At 58.0% G+C, this 16,984-nt stretch carries 11 protein-coding genes; all 11 read right to left on the reverse strand.

What is annotated here, in order from left to right:
- Positions 1 to 42: 42 nt before the first annotated feature.
- Positions 43 to 1,440, reverse strand: a complete 1,398-nt coding sequence (nifN, locus tag BJL95_RS20175) for a nitrogenase iron-molybdenum cofactor biosynthesis protein NifN (protein WP_064029649.1) — start codon at positions 1,438 to 1,440, stop codon at positions 43 to 45.
- Positions 1,441 to 1,487: 47 nt separating this feature from the next.
- Complete coding sequence (gene nifE, locus BJL95_RS20180) at positions 1,488 to 2,930, reverse strand: nitrogenase iron-molybdenum cofactor biosynthesis protein NifE (RefSeq protein WP_064029651.1); 1,443 nt, start codon at positions 2,928 to 2,930, stop codon at positions 1,488 to 1,490.
- A gap of 887 nt (positions 2,931 to 3,817) precedes the next feature.
- Positions 3,818 to 5,146, reverse strand: a complete 1,329-nt coding sequence (locus tag BJL95_RS20185) for a TolC family outer membrane protein (protein ID WP_071160495.1) — start codon at positions 5,144 to 5,146, stop codon at positions 3,818 to 3,820.
- Positions 5,147 to 5,148: 2 nt separating this feature from the next.
- On the reverse strand, positions 5,149 to 5,790 hold the full coding sequence (locus BJL95_RS20190; RefSeq protein ID WP_064029655.1) for a response regulator transcription factor: 642 nt from the start codon (positions 5,788 to 5,790) through the stop codon (positions 5,149 to 5,151).
- 17 nt (positions 5,791 to 5,807) lie between these two features.
- Positions 5,808 to 7,166, reverse strand: coding sequence for an HlyD family type I secretion periplasmic adaptor subunit (locus BJL95_RS20195; protein ID WP_071160496.1), 1,359 nt, complete (start codon positions 7,164 to 7,166; stop codon positions 5,808 to 5,810).
- Positions 7,163 to 9,310 carry a type I secretion system permease/ATPase gene (locus BJL95_RS20200; protein WP_071160497.1) on the reverse strand — a complete coding sequence of 716 codons (2,148 nt, stop codon included), beginning with the start codon at positions 9,308 to 9,310 and terminating at the stop codon, positions 7,163 to 7,165. The genes BJL95_RS20195 and BJL95_RS20200 overlap by 4 nt, the downstream gene beginning before the upstream one ends.
- Before the next feature lie 1,202 nt (positions 9,311 to 10,512).
- Complete coding sequence (locus BJL95_RS20210; RefSeq protein ID WP_071160499.1) at positions 10,513 to 10,977, reverse strand: hypothetical protein; 465 nt, start codon at positions 10,975 to 10,977, stop codon at positions 10,513 to 10,515.
- A gap of 321 nt (positions 10,978 to 11,298) precedes the next feature.
- Positions 11,299 to 12,411 carry an ABC transporter permease gene (locus BJL95_RS20215; protein ID WP_071160500.1) on the reverse strand — a complete coding sequence of 371 codons (1,113 nt, stop codon included), beginning with the start codon at positions 12,409 to 12,411 and terminating at the stop codon, positions 11,299 to 11,301.
- Between the two features lie 3 nt (positions 12,412 to 12,414).
- The gene (locus BJL95_RS20220; RefSeq protein ID WP_071160501.1) at positions 12,415 to 13,536 is read right to left on the reverse strand and encodes an ABC transporter permease; all 1,122 of its coding nucleotides are present in this window, start codon (positions 13,534 to 13,536) and stop codon (positions 12,415 to 12,417) included.
- Positions 13,533 to 15,284: an ATP-binding cassette domain-containing protein gene (locus BJL95_RS20225; protein ID WP_217631716.1), complete on the reverse strand. Its 1,752-nt coding sequence runs from the start codon at positions 15,282 to 15,284 to the stop codon at positions 13,533 to 13,535. Before BJL95_RS20225 ends, BJL95_RS20220 begins: the two co-directional genes overlap by 4 nt.
- Positions 15,281 to 16,306, reverse strand: a complete 1,026-nt coding sequence (locus BJL95_RS20230) for an HlyD family efflux transporter periplasmic adaptor subunit (RefSeq protein ID WP_064026699.1) — start codon at positions 16,304 to 16,306, stop codon at positions 15,281 to 15,283. Before BJL95_RS20230 ends, BJL95_RS20225 begins: the two co-directional genes overlap by 4 nt.
- Positions 16,307 to 16,984: the final 678 nt, after the last annotated feature.

Here is a 16,984-nt window from a genome sequence, read left to right on the forward strand (position 1 = left end):
GCATCCTCTGTTCAGGGGTATGCACAACCTGCATGCGACGGGCTAGTGACATGACGGCGAGCAGGCGTGGCGTTCGTTTTCCGGTTTTTGCGAATACGGCGAGTGATAGACTTCGATCTCTTCGTGCGCGAAGTTGATCACCAAGTTAGCCAAGTCGAACAAAGCTTGGCGCGTGCCGCGATAACCGATCCAGGTTTTTTGATAGCCGCCGATGATGTCGTACAACGGAAAGCCGGTGCGCAGGATAGGCACGCCCAGGCGTTCCGCGCTATCGACCGCGTGCGAATTGCCGATCAGCAACTGCGCGCCGTTTTCCCTAGCGGTCAGCTCCAGATCTTCCAGGTCGCCGATCTTGACGCTGCTAACCGGCATTTTGCTCAGAATCGCCGCGTTAGCCGGGCTGATCGCCGCGACCACGTCGCCGCCCATGCCCTTGATCAAATGCACGCAGGCATTCAGCAAATCGGGATCCGCAGCGATCGCCACCTTGAGCTGGCCCAGCATGAAATGGGTATCCAGCATCGCGTCCTGCAATTGAGCACGTTGGCGTTCTATCCGTTGCGGGACCGGCTGTTCGCTGATTTCGGCCAGCGCCAGGATCAGCGCATCGTTGGCTTCCAGGCCGTACAAATGTTCGAAAAAGTAACTCGGCACGCCGGTTTTTTCTTGCAGCAACTCGCCGGCTTTATGCAAGGAAGGTCCAATGATCAGCGAGGCCTTGGCCTCGCCCAGCGTAGCCAGTTCCGACACCGGCGTACCGCCTATCGTCACCGGCGAAAATTCGTCTTCGGTCAAGCTGCCGTCCAGCGAGTCGGATAAATCCGGCACCAGCACCGGCCGCAAGCCGAACATTTCTATCGTGTCGCGCAGGGCTTCCAGGTCGCCGGGCGTCAGCATATGGCTGACCAACACGTTCACCTGCCGACGGCGATTACCTGGCTTGGTACCCGCCGTTTCGGCATCGGGCACCAGTGCATTGACGATCTCGTGTATCGTCGCGGCATAGCCGGTCTCGACGCAACCAGTGAAATCCGGGGTATTGACCGCGACGACGGCAACGTGGTCGTACTCCGGATACTTGGCGCGAAATTCGCGCACGTTGCGCTGTACGTCGCAACCCTGGGTTTCGGCCAAACCGGTGGTCAACACCGCGATCAAGGCCGGATTGGATTTCTCGGCGATGGCTTTCAAACCTTCGACGACGTTTTCGTCGGCGCCCAGCACCGAGCTGGCTTGGTCCATCGCGGTGGTTTGCAATGGAATCGGTTCGCGAAAATGCCGGACGAAAAACACTTTCGCGAATGCGGTACAGCCTTGCGAACCGTGCAGCATCGGAATCGCTCGGTCGAAACCCAGGCAAGCCAACGAACCACCGGTTGGCGCGCTGGCCTTTAACGGACTGACCGAGAGTGCTTTCTTACGTTTGAGAATTTCCGCCATCGCCGCCTACCTAGTTGCCTGAGTCAATCGCACACCGTCTAATCGGACTAAGCCGCCTGAATTTTTAACGCCGGCTCCACCGTTTCGCTGGTAACGGGCTTGGCGAGAGCGCCGACGCGCCAGGGCATCGGCGCCCTGACCGACTCCCAAACCGGGCTTTCCAACGTCAGCGCCAACTGGCGAACCAATTCCAGCATGCCTTCGTAACCGGCATAACCGAATTCGCGCTCTTGGTTGATATCCAGGAACGGAATTTTGGCTTTCAACGCGGTGTACATATTGCGGCCACCGGCGATCAAAATATCGGCCTTATAATCGTGAACGACCTTCAACAGGGCTTTCGGGCTACCGTCCTCGATCATCAGCGTATCCTCGCCCATCAGTTCGCGGATGCGCGCCTTGTCTTCCTCGGTGGACTTTTTGGTACCGGTCGCGACCACGACCATCCCCAAATCCTGCAAGGCCGAAATCACCGACCAGCTCTTGACCCCGCCGGTAAACAACAGCACCCGCTTGCCTTTCAAACGCTCGCGCCACGGCGCCAGCGCCGCGCGGATTCGAGCCTCTTCGCGGGCAATCAGCGCCTCGGTGCGTTCGGTCAAATCCGGATCGTCGATGACCTTGGCAAAATCGCGCAAGGACTGGCTGGTATCGGTAATGCCGTAGAAGCTGCCTTCGAACCACGGGGTTTTGTAATCTTTTTCCATCCGGCGGGCCACGTTCAGCATCGCTTTCGAGCAGACCATCATGTTGACTTCGGCCTTGTGCATGGTTTGCACCTCGCGGAAGCGGGCGTCGCCGGACAAGGTGCACAGCACCCGCAAGCCCAGTTCGTCCAGCAAGGGCAGTACATGCCAGAATTCGCCGGCGATGTTGTATTCGCCGACCAAATTGACGTCGTGAACCTTGATACCGGGCCGCTCGGTACCCGGCGGCAACGGATCGGGATCGCGCGTGCCGACCACATGGTTCAGCATCGCATCGGCGGCAATCCGGTTGCCCAGGTTTTTAGTGCCGTAGAAACCGGCGCTATCGATAGGTACCACCGGCACGCCCCACCGCTCGGCGGCTTCCTTGCAGGTCGCGTTGATGTCGTCGCCGACCAAGGCCGGAACGCAGGTGTTGTAGACGAACACCGCCGGCGGATTGTAGGTCTCGATGGCCTGCTTGATCGCGTGGAACAGCCGCTTTTCGCTGCGGCCCATCACGATATCCTGTTCGGTCAAATCGGTGGTCATGCCGATCCGGTATAAGTCCGGCCCCGACGACCGGGTCCCGCGGTTATCCCAAGAGCTGCCGGCGCAGGCAATCGGCCCGTGGACAATATGGGCGACATCGGCGATAGGCAACAACGCAATCTGGGCACCGTCAAACGCACAACCGCCCGCGGCGGAGCCGGGTTTAGGCTTGGCGCAACCGGATTTCTCCTTCTTGTTGTGTTCGCAAGCCGGTTCGTCCAATAATTCCGCAATGTCTTTATTCGTTTTCATGACACGACCCCAAGTTTTTGCTTATCAACTTGCAACCGGCGTGCCAAGCAATAACCCGATGATTTTCCAGCGATTCCCGGACAAGCTTTTTGTAGGAAAACCGACAAACCACTAAGCGCGGGCGACAAACATTTGTCGGATACTCGGTCGTTCCGCCCGGCGATTCGGCTGGACTTTGTCGAACGCCCCGTAGCCGCCAGCCTCTCGCTAACTCTAACGCTTAACGCTACCCGCGCAATCCAGTGCGACCGGCCTACTGAAGTCCATGGCTTTTGCGCCCCTACTCGATTCGACGCTTACCAACTCGGACAGCCCGTTAAATGTTGAAAAATAGGCAACGGCGGCGCGAAGCATTGAACTTGCTCATGTTAGGTTCGAAAACCTCTCCGACCGGCCGCTCGACATCGGACTGGTCGTTGTCGTCTTGCTAAGTATTGGTACGGAGATACGGAACAGCGTCGTCAAGATCCAACAGCGCTGTATCGGCTATTGGTCCTGAGCAAAAGGCTTTCGACTGCGCTGTTCACGCTGGAACACTCAGGAACCGATGACGTAAAAAGCCGCAACCATTTATCGCAATGATTCAAAACAACTTTTTTCAGGAGATCACTATTGATTCGACGCGGGCGAAAGCGCACTATCTTCGCCGTCGCCCACGCATTGTTGAAAACCGTGTGTTTGGCGATCCGATAGGGAGACTGCTATCGGAATGCCCAAACTGATGCGGATCTTTCAGAACTACTGTTAAAGGGCCGGCATCGCTACACGGCTAGGATTGCGCCCCTCTACAAGCTATTAACCAGCTACGGACTTCAACCTATCATCGATCGACATGTATCCGCATCATCTATATGTCGCCAACTCTAGAAACCCGCGCATCGCGTTCTCTAATCCGCCGAACTGATGGGCTGAATCTCTTCCGGCAATTTGGTACCCAAATGCTTATTCAATTGGCCCTTGCTCGCCAAAATTCGGTACTGCGAGAATAACTCGTCGTATTTGGCGTTAATCAACGAGCTCTTGGCAACGTACATCTCGTTGTAGGTATCCAGCAAGTCCAACAAGGTGCGCTGACCGATATTGAACTGCTGTTGGTAGGCGGTGATGGTTTTTTCGGCCGAGTCTGCGTGTTGTTTGTAGAACTCCATCTGGCTTTTCACGGTCTGGTAAGCCACCCAGGACAAGCGCATGCTTTCGACCACTTGGCGATGGGTGTTGTCGCGGATGTCCTTGGCCTGATTGATCAATTGCGCGGTCTGCTCGCGGCGGGCGATGTCCTTGCCGCCGTTGAACAGGTTGTAACGCATCCGCAACATCGCCGTCATGTCCGAGTTAGTGCCGCGGATACCGTCCAAGTTGTAATTGTGGCTGACGCCGGTTTCGATATCGAAACGCGGAAAGTACGGTGCCTTGGCGGTTTCGTGCTGGGCGAAGGCCGATTCCACGTCCGAATTCGCCGACTTCAGAATCGGATGGTCGGCCAGGGCTTCGTCGATGGCTTGTTCCATCGTCGCCGGCAACGCGGCGGTCGGCGCGGCGACCGGTTCGACCGCGTCCGGCAAGATGCCGATCACCCGTTGAAAGCCGGTTTCGGCGTCTTTCAGGTTACCGGTCTCGGACCAGACGTTCTTCTCGGCCAAAGCCACCCGGCCCATCGATTGATCGACGTCGGCCCGCTTGCCGACGCCGCGCTCGCTACGCAATTTGATTTGCTCGTTGGTGCGCAAATGCAGTTGCAGGTTGTCCTTGGCTAGATTCAGTAACTCCTGACGGCGCAACACTTTCAGGTAGGCTTCGACGCCGTCCAGCGCGGTGATCTCGGACTGGCCGAACACGGTGTAGGCGCGCGAATCGGTACGTTTTTCCTGGCGCTCGACTTCGTTGGGAGTAGCCAGACCGTCGAACAACATTTGCCGGACCTGGATGGCGCCTTCCTCGCGATGATAAAACACCGAGCCGTCGCCTCGGGTACGGGTGGTCGGATTGTTCGACTCTTCCCAGCCGATGCCGGCCGTGGCGTCCACGGTCGGAAAGTAACCGGCCTTGGCTTGGCCGATTTCTTCCTCGACCGCCCGGCGTTCGGATTTGGCCGCCTGGATCTTCGGGTTGTCGTCCAGCACTTTCTGGATCGAATCCTGTAACGTTACCGCGTAGCCGTCGGTCGCAAACGCTAGTTGTATCGCGATGCTTACACCCCATCCGGTCGTCGATTTCATGCCTATCCTCTTTGATATTGGTCGGTTTCTTTTAACAATATGGCCAGATGCAAGCGATCGTCGACACCCAATTTGCGGAATATCGACGATAAATGCGCCTTGACTGTGCGCTCTGAAATATTCAGCGCCAGCGCGATACGTTTATTGTTTTCGCCCTGGCGGATCAGATTGGCGACTTCGAGCTCGCGCGCCGACAAGCCGGCGATCTGCTGCAGTTTCTGCTCGGCGTCGTAACGATTTTTCACGGTTTGAGTTTGTCTGGCGCGGGTCAACGCCCCGATCACCTTGGGGACCAGGGCGCGGCGTATCCAGATGTCGCCGTCCAGAATGCAGGCGACGGCCCGCTTCAATAATTCGGCGGATTCGGATTGATCGCAGTAACCGGCCGCGCCGTTGATCAACACTTCGATTTGCCGGCTATCCGGCCAATCGCAGCCCATCACTAGAAAACGGGTATGGCGGTTGGAAAACAACGCCATCAGACTGGCATCGTCGTCCAGCTTCTTAGCGTCCAGAATGACCGCGTCGGCGGTGAATTCGGTCTTGGGATTGTGCAACATACTGACCGTGTATTCCGAAATCAACGCGTGGTTCCATTGCGCGGTCAACTGGGGATTATTAGAACAAATCAATAGGTTAGCCACGGATATGCCGTTTGTAATTATCGTTCTCTCAACGCCCTATCCCTGGCCTTGAATATCGGCTTCATCAGGTATTCGAGCACGGTTTTCTTGCCGGTCAATATATCGACCTCGGCGGTCATGCCGGCAATGATCTGCAAGCGTTCCCCTCGGTTTTGCAAAGTGTTCGTGGCGGTGCGCAGGCGGATCAGGTAATAGCTGTCCTCATCCTTTTTTTCGCCGGGAATACTGTCGGCGCTAATATGCTCCAACACTGCGTCCAAACCGCCGTATATCGAATAGTCGTACGCGGTTAGTTTTACCACAGCTTGCTGTCCGGGGTGAAGAAAAGCGATGTCGGCCGGGCGGATTTTGGCCTCGATCAGCAACTGATCCTCGACCGGCACGATTTCCAACAAATCCATACCCGGCTGAATTACGCCGCCGACCGTATTGATCTTGATGCGCTTGACGGTGCCCTTGACCGGCGACAACACCCGCGTCCGGCTGACCCGGTCTTCCAGCGCAACGGCGGAAGCGCTGGTGCGATCCAATTCGGCCTTGGTCTCGTTCAATTCCTTCAAGGCCTCGGTCCGAAAGCGCGCCTTGATTTCGGAAAGTTTATTGCGGGCTTCGTCCAGCGCCGAACGCGCGCGCGGCATCGCCAGATTGGCCGAATTCAATTCGCCGCGCAAATCGTTGGCGGCCCGCTGCAGCCGCAACAATTCGACTTGCGACATCGCGCCGTCGGCCACCAGCGGCTCGGACATTTTCACCTCGTCCTGCAGCATTTTGTAGCTGCGTCCGAGTTGCTCGCTCTTGGACTGCAACTCGACGATTTCCTGTTCGCGCTGGCGAATCTGCTCGCTGAGAATATCGGTGTTCGACTTCAGTTCGTGTTGGCGGGAAGCCAGCAACTGCCGGACATTGTCGGCAATCTGGGGCGCCTGCTTGACCACTTCGTCCGGCAATTGCAACGCGCCGCCGTTGATTTCGGCGTTCAAGCGGGCGGTATTGGCCAGCAGCTCGTAATACTTAAGCTTGGCTTCCTGAAACGACGAGGCGAAACGCACCCGGTCCAGTTGCAGCAAGACTTGATCTTTTTCGACGCTATCCCCCTCGCGCACCAGGATTTCCGAGACGATGCCGCCTTCCAGATTTTGTACGACCTGGATCTGGCTGGACGGTATCGTCTTGCCGTGACCGCGCGTCACTTCATCCAGCGTCGAGAAATTGGCCCAGACCAGCGCCACTGACACGAAGACCAGCGTGGTCAGCAAAATCAAATGACTTTGGATCGGTAATTCGTACAGCGCGCTGCCGTCGGCGATGTCGAAATCGCGGCGGTCCTCGCTGCGATAGCGGTAGTCGGCCAGCCAAGCACCCAAAGTTTTTTTCATCCGGCCACCTTGATCTGGCCTTGCCGCAAGGCTTCCAACACGTGGTCTTTCGGCCCGTCGGCGACGATATGGCCGCCGTCCATGACGATGACCCGGTCCACCAGACTCAACAGCGAAGCTTTGTGGGTCACTAGGATCAGGGTCTGATCGGACAATTGCGCCGCGAAGCGCTGCTTGAAGGCTTCCTCGCTGCTGTTGTCCATCGCGTTGGTCGGCTCGTCCAGCACCAACAACGCCGGCTGCAACAGCAAGGCCCTGGCCAGCACGACGCTTTGGCGTTGACCGCCCGACAAACCGGCGCCGCGCTCGCCGACCGGCATGTCGAAACCGAGCGGATGGCGGGCGGTAAACTGCGCGACGCCGGCCAACTCCGCCGCCCGCAGCATCGCCGCGTCGTCGACGTACCCGGCGCCGAATACGATGTTGTCGCGGACGCTGCCGAACATCAACGCGTTATCCTGCGGCACGTAGCCGATTTGGCGACGCAATTCGGCGGGATCGAGCTGGCGGCTATCGCAACCGTCCAACAAAATCGCGCCTTGTTGCGGCTGGTACAGCGCCAGAATCAATTTCTCCAGCGTACTTTTGCCGGAGCCTATCCGGCCGATCACGCCGACCCGCTCGCCGGCCCGAATCTTGAACGACACATTGTCCAGGGCCGGCACCGGCTGGCCGGGATAGCTGAAGCCGACTCCGCGAAACTCCACCTCGCCGGCCAGACGCGGCCGGTGCAGATAATCCTTACCGGCCTCGCGTTCCACCGGCAGGTCCATCATCCGCCGCACCGAGGCCAGGGCCATCCGCGCCTGATGATAGCGGGTCAGCAAGGCCGCGACCTGACCGACCGGCGCCAAGGCCCGGCCGGCCAGCATCGTGCACGCCACCAGGCCGCCGGTGGTCAAGTCGCCGTCGCCGATCCGGTAAACCCCGGCCACGACCAACAGCACCGCCGCCAGTTGTTGAAAGAACGCAGTCAAATTGACGGTCAAGCTGGTGTACAACCGGGACTTCAAACCCAGCCGCGCCAATTCGCCGATATTGTTTTCCCAACGCCGTTGCAACTGGCTGGCCGCGCCGGTGGTTTTAACGTTTTCCAAATTAGTCAGGGCTTCGATCAAGGTCGCCTGGTTCTCCGCGGCGTAGCGAAACATCGTATCGACGGTTTGCCGCAACGGCGCCTGCAAGGCGATGCCGGCCAATACCGCCAGCGGCAATATCGCCAACGGAATCCAGGCTAGTGGGCCGGCAATGCTGTACACAATCAATACGAACAGCAGCAAAAACGGCAGATCGACCAAGGTCACCAAGGTGGCCGACGTCAAAAACTCGCGGAAGGCCTCGAATTCGTGCAAGCGGTTAGCGAATGCGCCGGCCGAGGCCGGGCGAGCTTCCAGGCGAATGTTCAACAATTTTTCGAAGATGCCGGCCGACAACACGATGTCGGCGCGCTTGCCGGCGGCGTCTATAAAGTAGCCGCGCAACAGCTTCATCGCCAACTCGAAGCCGAACACGATCAACACCCCGAGCGCCAGCACCCATAGCGTTTCCAGCGCGTGATTCGGCACCACCCGATCGTAAACATTCATGAAGAACAACGGCGCCGCCAACGCGAACAAATTGATCAGCAACGACGCGGCCAACACCTCGGCGTAGATCGGCCAAGCCGCGTAGACCACATTGCGTATCCAATGGCCGGACCGTGCCGCGCCGAGATCGGCGGTTCTGGCATCGAAGCGGTGATTGACTCGAACGAAGAAAGCCCGGCCGGCATACAGATTCTCCAGTTCGGCGCTGGGCAGCGTCTTCTCGCCGCCGGTTTCAGACACGGCGATGCGGCAGTTCGTCCCATCCTTGCCGATCAACACGCAGGCGTGACCGTCGCGCAGCAACAGTACCGCCGGCAAACTCAAGGCCGGAATGTCGGCCAGCGGCCGGCGCAGCAAGCGCGCCGACATGCCGGCCCGCTCGGCGGCCCGCCCGAACAGCGCCGGCGTCAGTTTGTGATCGACCAAGGGGAGTCCCGCGGTCAACGCCGCCGGGGTTTGCGAAATATGCAGGTGCCGGCAAACTGTCAATAAGGCGGCCAGCAACGGATCGTCGAAACCGGTGTCCTGAGTTCCGGCTATCGTTAGGTGGTCGAGCATGAAGGCGGGGAAAATGATTGAATAAGTGACGGTATCGACGGTTTGATCGGCAATTATAGGCTAGTTGGCGCGCGGCGGAGAAAATCGCCGGTCGCGGGAGCAAAATGGTCTCGGTAGCAAGCTCGACGCCGGCAGGCCGCTAGTGGAAAGCACCGAAAAGCACACCGGCGCCAGAGACATGGAGTTGCGAACGACTGAATTCTGACGATCAGTAACCGTAATTCAATGATCACCAGCATTTCATAGTAAATATCCCCCGGCAAAGCCGGGGGCTTTATGTTGTGAACCGCTCAAAGCGGTAAATAGGGTCGCTGACGCGGCCCTTTAACTTTAGCCGCCAATAGGCGGCGACTCATTGCCAGAGGTTCATTTGTTCGACTCGTTGGTCTTCCTGTTCTTGATGACGGATATACTCCCGTATCATCGTTTCATCCCTCTAAATGTCAAACTCCTGCTGTCTCCCCGGCAGAGCCGGGGGATTTCTCATTTTTGGTTAACTGAGGGAGGCTCTATTGCAAGACCTGACCCCGTTTTTGGACTACGCGTTTTATTGCGGGCTCCGTCTGCACCACCTAAATTAGGCCCATTTTGCATCTTTATTTATTACAAACATCAGAGAGGTACGGAAGAATCATGGCAAGTTTATCTTCACCAAAATGAACGGTCTCCATTTGCATCTCGTGGTTATACCTGATTTTAATAAAATGATCGGATATGGATCTTATTAAATCATCGATGTTTGTTGTTAAATACTTAGCTTGAAATCCATTTTTAATTATGTCTGACTGCATAGCCCATAATTCGATCAGAGAGTGATTTCTTGGAGCTTTTTTGCCATCCTTCTTTAACAGAAATTTCAGATACATTTCACAAGCAAAACACCCACAAACGACATGGGGAAACACTAACAGCTGGTTCTGCTCAGCAATTGGAACGGTTGAGTTAAAGCACCTAATCGACGCGTCCCTAAACTGGTTTGCCGTAGCGACCATGTCATCTAAGGCGTCGGAGTCCGGATTTTTCGACGGCACTCTAAATGAGGCTAAGTGAAACGTGCATTTTTCATCAGTCATCCGTATAGCCTAAACGACAAACAAAGTCCTTGCATAGATAGGGATAGTCCATGTAGTGGAGCTAACCGGCTCTGCGCAGCTTTATCCCGCTGCATCCAGCAACTGAAAGGAGCGAGGTTGAGCGCCGAATTAGAAGCGTTCCGTACCTGCACTTTTGGCTTCCTTTCTCGGATTATGTGGCCCGCAAAAACTGTAGCCGGAAACAGTATGATTTTTCTTCATGTCGTCTGAAATGTTCACCACAAGCTTGAATAGACTACCCCACGTTGCAATTGGAATGTGCTTTCCGGAAGGGTGCTCAGGCTTGAAATCGAGCTCAATGATCGCGGAGGCTAACCAGTTTCCCGGAATGCCCTTCGCAGAAAGATGCTTATTTAGGATTGATCTGTAGCCGGAAACCAGTTTTGAAAACTCTGAACTTGCTGGGAATATTGATTTCGTAAGGAGATCAAGGCGAACTATTTGAACACCACTCTGTTGCGCAAGAAGACAAAGTTTTCCAATACCCCAATAGCCACCTACATCGTTGTTGCGGCTTATGAACGAACCATATAACCCGGATGCGATGTTTTTGAGTTCCTTCCGTCGTGCCATGGTGAACCTCTAACTAATCGAGCTCCGATTAGCGATAGCATAATCGGAGCTATGTTGACTTCGAAACGAGCGATTTGGCAAGCTAATTTCACAATTGAAGACAGCTTATCTGCATTTTTTGTCTATTCAATTTCATCGTCATTGACCTGCTTAGGGTCGATTACAGTTATTAACTGTCAACGCTAGACTCCCATTCACCGAGCGCTATTGGTTATTCGAAAACATCAACGGCTACAATCCTGTTCCTTATTCAAACTTCAAGTACTCGCCAGGCACCCCATTCAATGCCGATGCCGGATTTAAACGACCAGACTCGCCCCCTCAATACATCCGCTTGCGAAACAGCCAACCCGCGCAGGTTAGCGAGGCCAAGCCGATCAAGGCCATCGGCCAGTATTGATGCAGCAGCGCCGGGCTGTCCAGGCCTTGCAGGAATACCCCGCGGACGATGACCAGAAAGTAGCGTAGCGGATTGAGCAAGGTCAGGGTTTGCACGGCTTCCGGCATGTTGGCGATCGGCGTGGCATAGCCGGACAGGATCACCGCCGGCACGATGACTAGAAAGCCGCCCAGCAAGCCTTGCTGCTGAGTCGTCGATAGCGAGGAAATCATCAGGCCGACGCCGACGATCGCAAACACGTAGAACACGATGCCGATATACAAGGCCGTCAAACTGCCCAGCAGCGGCACCCGGAACCACAGCACCACCATGACGATGCTGAAGGTGGCCTCGAACACGCCGATCAGGAAGCCCGGCACGGCCTTGCCGACCACGATTTCCCTGGGCGTCAGCGGCGTCACCAGCAATTGGTCGAAGGTGCCCTGCTCGCGCTCGCGCGCCACCGACAGCGAAGTCACCAACATCGTCACCACCAAGGTCAGCAGACCGACGATGCCCGGCACGATAAACCACCGGCTTTCCAGATTGGGATTGAACCAGGCTCGGGTCCGCAACTCCGCGGCCGGCAGCGGCAAACCGTGGTCCCTGGCCCAGGCGATGTTGAAATCGGCGATCACCGTTTGCGCGTAGCCTTGGGCGATTTGGGCGGTATTCGAATCGCGGCCGTCCAGCAGGATTTGCACGTCGGCCGGTTGGCGGCCGCTCAGCAGGTCGCGGCTGAAATGCCGGCCGATATGCAACACCAGCAATACTTGCTTGGTATCCAGCACTTCGGCGACTTCGGCATCGCGCCGCAAGCGGCGCGCCTCCCGAAACGCCGGCGCGCCGCCGAAGCGGGCGATCAACTCGCGCGAGGCGATGCCGGCGTCTTCGTTGTACACCGCGATCGGCACTTGGTTGAGATCGTAAGTGGCGGCGTAGCCGAACACGAACAATTGCACGATGGGCGGCGCGATCAACACGAAACGACTTTTCTTGTCCTTGACCAGATCGAGGAACTCCTTGACCAGCATTGCGTAAATCCGCCAAAACATCGTTCACTCCAAGCGGCGCGGTGCCCGCCACCAAGCCAGCGCCATGAACAGTGCCGCCATCAAGGCCAGCGCCAGCGCGTTGGGGACGACGACTTCCCAGACGTTGCCGGCCAGAAACACCGTCTGCAAGATCGCGACGAAATAGCGGGCGGCGATCAAATAGGTCGCCCACTGGACGACGGTCGGCATACTGTCGATGTTAAAGATGAAGCCTGACAACAAAAACGCCGGCAAAAAGGTGATGATGATGGCGATCTGGCCGGCGACAAACTGGTTTTTCGCGGCAATCGAAATCACCAAGCCCATGCCCAAGGCCGCCAGTAGGAACAACGAGCCGCACACCAGCAACACCCACAACGAACCGATCAGCGGCACTTCGAACAGCCACACCGCCATCGCGATCGAAAGCAGCATACCGCCCATGCCTAGCAAATAATACGGTATCAGTTTGCCGAGCAAAACCTGGCGAACGCTGACCGGCGTAGCGATCAAGGCCTCCATCGTGCCGCGCTCCCATTCCCGCGCCACCACCAGCGCGGTCAGCAAGGCCCCGATCAAGGTCATGATCACCGCGATCAAGCCCGGCACCAAAAAATTCCGGCTGCGCAGCGCACTGTTGTACCAAACCCGATTCCGTAATTGCACCGGCCGTACCGCCCGCAAGCCGCGGCTTTCGGCGCGCGCGTTCAGCCAGCGGTCCCAAACGCCGAGCACGTAACCGCTGACCAGCCGGGCGGTATTGGCATCGACGCCGTCCAGAATCAATTGTATCGGCGCCGGTTCGGTACCGTGCAAGCGCCGGTCGAAGTCGTCCTGCAAGTTGACGATGGCATTGATTTCGCCTGCCTGCAACGCAGCGGCGGCGGCCGGCATATCCGGAAAATAACGACTGCGAAAATACTCGGACTGCTCGAATCCGGCGGTCAGCGCGGCGGTCTCGGCGCTTGGGGCCGCCACCACCAAGCCGATCGGCACCCGCTTGGCGTCCAGCGACACGCCGTAGCCGAACAACAGCAGCAAGAACACCGGCATCACGAAGGCGATCGCCAGGCTACTGGGATCGCGCCAGACCTGCAGGAACTCCTTGCGGATCAAACCGATCAGCCGTTGCCGGGTCGCCGTCATGCTGCCCCTCCACCGCCGGCCGCTTCCACCAAGCGTATAAACGCTTCTTCCATATTCGAGGCCGCTTCGCTTCCGCCGGCGCGGACGATTTGCGCCGGCGTGCCGGCCGCCAGAATGTCGCCCTCGCGCATGATCAGTAGGCGGTCGCAATATTCCGCCTCTTCCATGAAATGAGTGGTCACCAGCACCGTCACGCCGCCGGCAGCCAGTTGGTTGATACGCGCCCAAAATTCGCGGCGGGCCAACGGATCGATACCGGAAGTCGGCTCGTCGAGAAACAGGATTTCCGGCTCGTGCATCAGCGCGCAAGCCAGCGCTAGACGCTGCTTGTAGCCCAGCGCCAAATCGCGGCTGTCTGTGTCGGCGAACTCGGTCAAGCCGAACTCGCCGAGGGCCCAAGCGATGCGTTCCCGGCGCGCGCCGCCGCGCAAGCCGTAGGCGTGACTGAAAAAATCCAGGTTTTGCCGTACCGACAATTGCCCGTACAACGAGAATTTCTGCGACATATAACCCAAACGGCCCCTGGCCTGGGCCGCCGCCCGCCGCAAATCCACGCCGGCCACTTTCAGGCTGCCGTTGCTGGCCGGCAGCAAGCCGCACAACATTCGAAACGTGGTGGTCTTGCCGGCGCCGTTGGCGCCCAGCAAACCGAAAATTTCGCCGCGTCCGACCTGAAAGGAAAGTTTTTTGACCGCCTGAAAATCGCCGAACCAGCGATCCACCGCCTCAACCTCGATGACCGGCGCGGCGGCCGGGCCGGTAACCGCCAACGGGCAAACGTTCTCGACGACGCCGTGGCCGCCGTCGCGCTCGGTCAATAGCCAAATGAAGGCATCTTCCAAGCGCGCCGGCACCGCCCGCGCCGTCACGCAGTCGCTTGCCGTAAACCAGCCGGCCCAGTCCGGCGCGGCACCCGGCGCCATGACCGCCCGGACCGCATCGCCCTGCACTACCGCGTCGATGACGCCATGCTGGCCCACGATGCGTTGACGCAGTTGCCGACTAGACAACACCGCGCTAGTTAGACGATAGCCGCACCCCCGCACCAATTCGTGCAGCGCGGCCGGCGCGCCCTGTCTGAGTATTCCACCATGATCCAGTACGATAACATGTTGGCAGCGCTCGGCTTCGTCCATGTAGGCGGTGCTGAGCAGGACCGTGGTACCGTGGTCGCTGACCAGCGCGTCGATGATATGCCACAGTTCGCGGCGGGACAGCGGATCGACGCCGACCGACGGTTCGTCGAGCAACAGCAAACGCGGCCGGTTCAGCAAGGTGCAAGCCAAACCCAGTTTTTGTTTCATGCCGCCGGACAAGCGTCCGGCCAAGCGGCTTTCGAATTTGCCTAGCCCGGTCATCGCCAGCAATTCGGCAAAGCGCTCGGGTCGGTCGGCCTGGGCGATACCGTGCAGATCGGCGTACAGCGTCAGGTTCTCGCGCAGACTCAGATCTTCGTACAAACCGAAACGCTGCGGCATGTAACCGGTGGTGGCGTGCAACAGCGGCCCGGCCGTCGCGGTGTCGTTACCAAAGCTTTCGACGCTGCCGGCTTCCGGCAGCAACAAACCGGCGGCCAGACGCAACAAGGTGGTCTTGCCCGCGCCGTCCGGCCCGACCAGCGCGGTGATGCCGCCGCCGGGCAATTCGAAATCGATCCGGCGCAAGGCCGCCACTTCGCGGTCGCCGGCCCGGAACGATTTATCGACGCCTTGGAACCGCAGCGCCGGGGCGTTCGTCGGCGAGATCACGGCCGCTCGGCGCAGCCCGGCTGTCCGGCCGGCGGAGCGTCGACATCGATCTCGACGCTGACCGGCATACCCAAGCGCAGTTGATCTTGGGCATTGCAGACGTAAACCCGCACCTGGTAGACCAGACTGGTCCGCAACTCGCTAGTCTCGACCGACTTGGGCGTGAATTCGGCGGTCGGCGAGATATATCCGACCCAACCGGCGTAATGCCGGTCGGGAAAACTGTCGCTGACGATGCGGGCCGGCAGGCCGTGGCGCAATTTACCGAGATCGGTCTCGGCCGCGTAAGCTCGGGCCCACAGCGGCTCGGTCAGGGCCAACGTCAGCACCGGCGTCTGGGCGTTGGCCATGTCGCCGGGTTCGAGAATCCGGTTTTGCACGACGGCGTCGGCCGGCGCGTAGAGATGAGCGTCTTCCCAGGATTTCTTGGCCAACAGCAATTCGGCTTCGTCGACTCGAAGTTGAGCTTGGGCGGCTTGAATGTCCTCGCGGCGCGGGCCGATCGCGGTCAACTGGTATTGTTCCTTCAGGGCTTGCAAGGTCTCGCGGGCACCGTCGTAGGCGGCCTTGGCTTGATCGACCGACTCCACCGAGGTCAATTTGCGTTCCGCCAAATTGCGCATGCGCTCCAATTCCTTCTTGGCCAATACCAATGCCGCTTCGGCGCCCTTGACGTCATTGCCGGCCTTACCGATTTCCTGCGGCCGCGAGCCGTTCAAGGCCTTATCGACCACGTGGCGCTGGACCTCGACTCGGGCTTGCGCCGCATCCCAGGCATACTGGAAACGTTCCAGGGTCTGCACCGCCAACAATTGGCCGCGCTTGACCCTCTCGCCCTCTTGCACCTGAATTTGCGCGACGTGTTCGGAATCGTGGAAGCTGAGTTCGACTTGGCGAATATCGATATTGCCGTAAAGCTTGAGCTGGGTGGGCGGCGATTCGGAATGCCGCCAATGAAACCCTGCGGCGGCGATACCGGCCGCCGCGAGAGTGGCGAACGCCGCGATGCGTAGACTGGACATGGTGTCCTTCCCGGTCTGGTTAAATCCGTCCTGGGACGATTAAAGGCGGCCCCTTCCCGATGCCGCCGCCGTCGGCCCCAGCCGACGACGGTCTCAGTATACTGAACGGACTCGCCGCCCGCCAATGACTTACCTCCCCCAACGCACCGGCGCCGAGGGGACCGGCCGAGTTGACTGTACGCTCGGCATCGACCATCCGCCATCCTTGCCAACTTGCACGGTTCGGTTGAGGATATTGACGACGCAGTTTTGATCCAAGCCGTTGGCAATCGCTGGCCTTTACCCTACCATTCCCAGCAGTAACGCCACGAGTACCGAATGCCACACGCCCAAACCAGTACCGAATTTGTCGAAGCAAGCGCCGCCGGCAAAATCTACGTTTGCTTTTTGTGTCCGCCTAATTTGATTTCGACCATTTATTACAATCGTCATATAAATGCAGATTATATTTGGTGTCGGCACAAACCAAAATCATCGTCGGATTCGGGTAATGTCCGCATCGAATGCAAATGGTCTGACAAAATTACCACCTGATAAGCACCTTGCAAAAGTTCACATCTATTATGTTTATTACCAATTCATGCGCTCCTAGAGATGTCAATCGCGCTCGCTGACTTATTGCTAAGCACTTATCCGTCGTTTTCCGCTATACAAATCAGTTATTTCCGATGCCATGCA

This window comes from Methylomonas sp. LWB (assembly GCF_001856095.1).
Classification (GTDB): domain Bacteria; phylum Pseudomonadota; class Gammaproteobacteria; order Methylococcales; family Methylomonadaceae; genus Methylomonas; species Methylomonas koyamae_A.

Coding starts and splice junctions, on each gene's coding strand:
- BJL95_RS20220 (WP_071160501.1), bottom strand. CDS start 13,536: ATGACGGCGACCCGGCAACGGCTGATCGGTTTGATCCGCAAGGAGTTC.
- BJL95_RS20210 (WP_071160499.1), bottom strand. CDS start 10,977: ATGGCACGACGGAAGGAACTCAAAAACATCGCATCCGGGTTATATGGT.
- BJL95_RS20195 (WP_071160496.1), bottom strand. CDS start 7,166: ATGAAAAAAACTTTGGGTGCTTGGCTGGCCGACTACCGCTATCGCAGC.
- nifE (WP_064029651.1), bottom strand. CDS start 2,930: ATGAAAACGAATAAAGACATTGCGGAATTATTGGACGAACCGGCTTGC.
- BJL95_RS20230 (WP_064026699.1), bottom strand. CDS start 16,306: ATGTCCAGTCTACGCATCGCGGCGTTCGCCACTCTCGCGGCGGCCGGT.
- BJL95_RS20185 (WP_071160495.1), bottom strand. CDS start 5,146: ATGAAATCGACGACCGGATGGGGTGTAAGCATCGCGATACAACTAGCG.
- nifN (WP_064029649.1), bottom strand. CDS start 1,440: ATGGCGGAAATTCTCAAACGTAAGAAAGCACTCTCGGTCAGTCCGTTA.
- BJL95_RS20215 (WP_071160500.1), bottom strand. CDS start 12,411: ATGTTTTGGCGGATTTACGCAATGCTGGTCAAGGAGTTCCTCGATCTG.
- BJL95_RS20200 (WP_071160497.1), bottom strand. CDS start 9,310: ATGCTCGACCACCTAACGATAGCCGGAACTCAGGACACCGGTTTCGAC.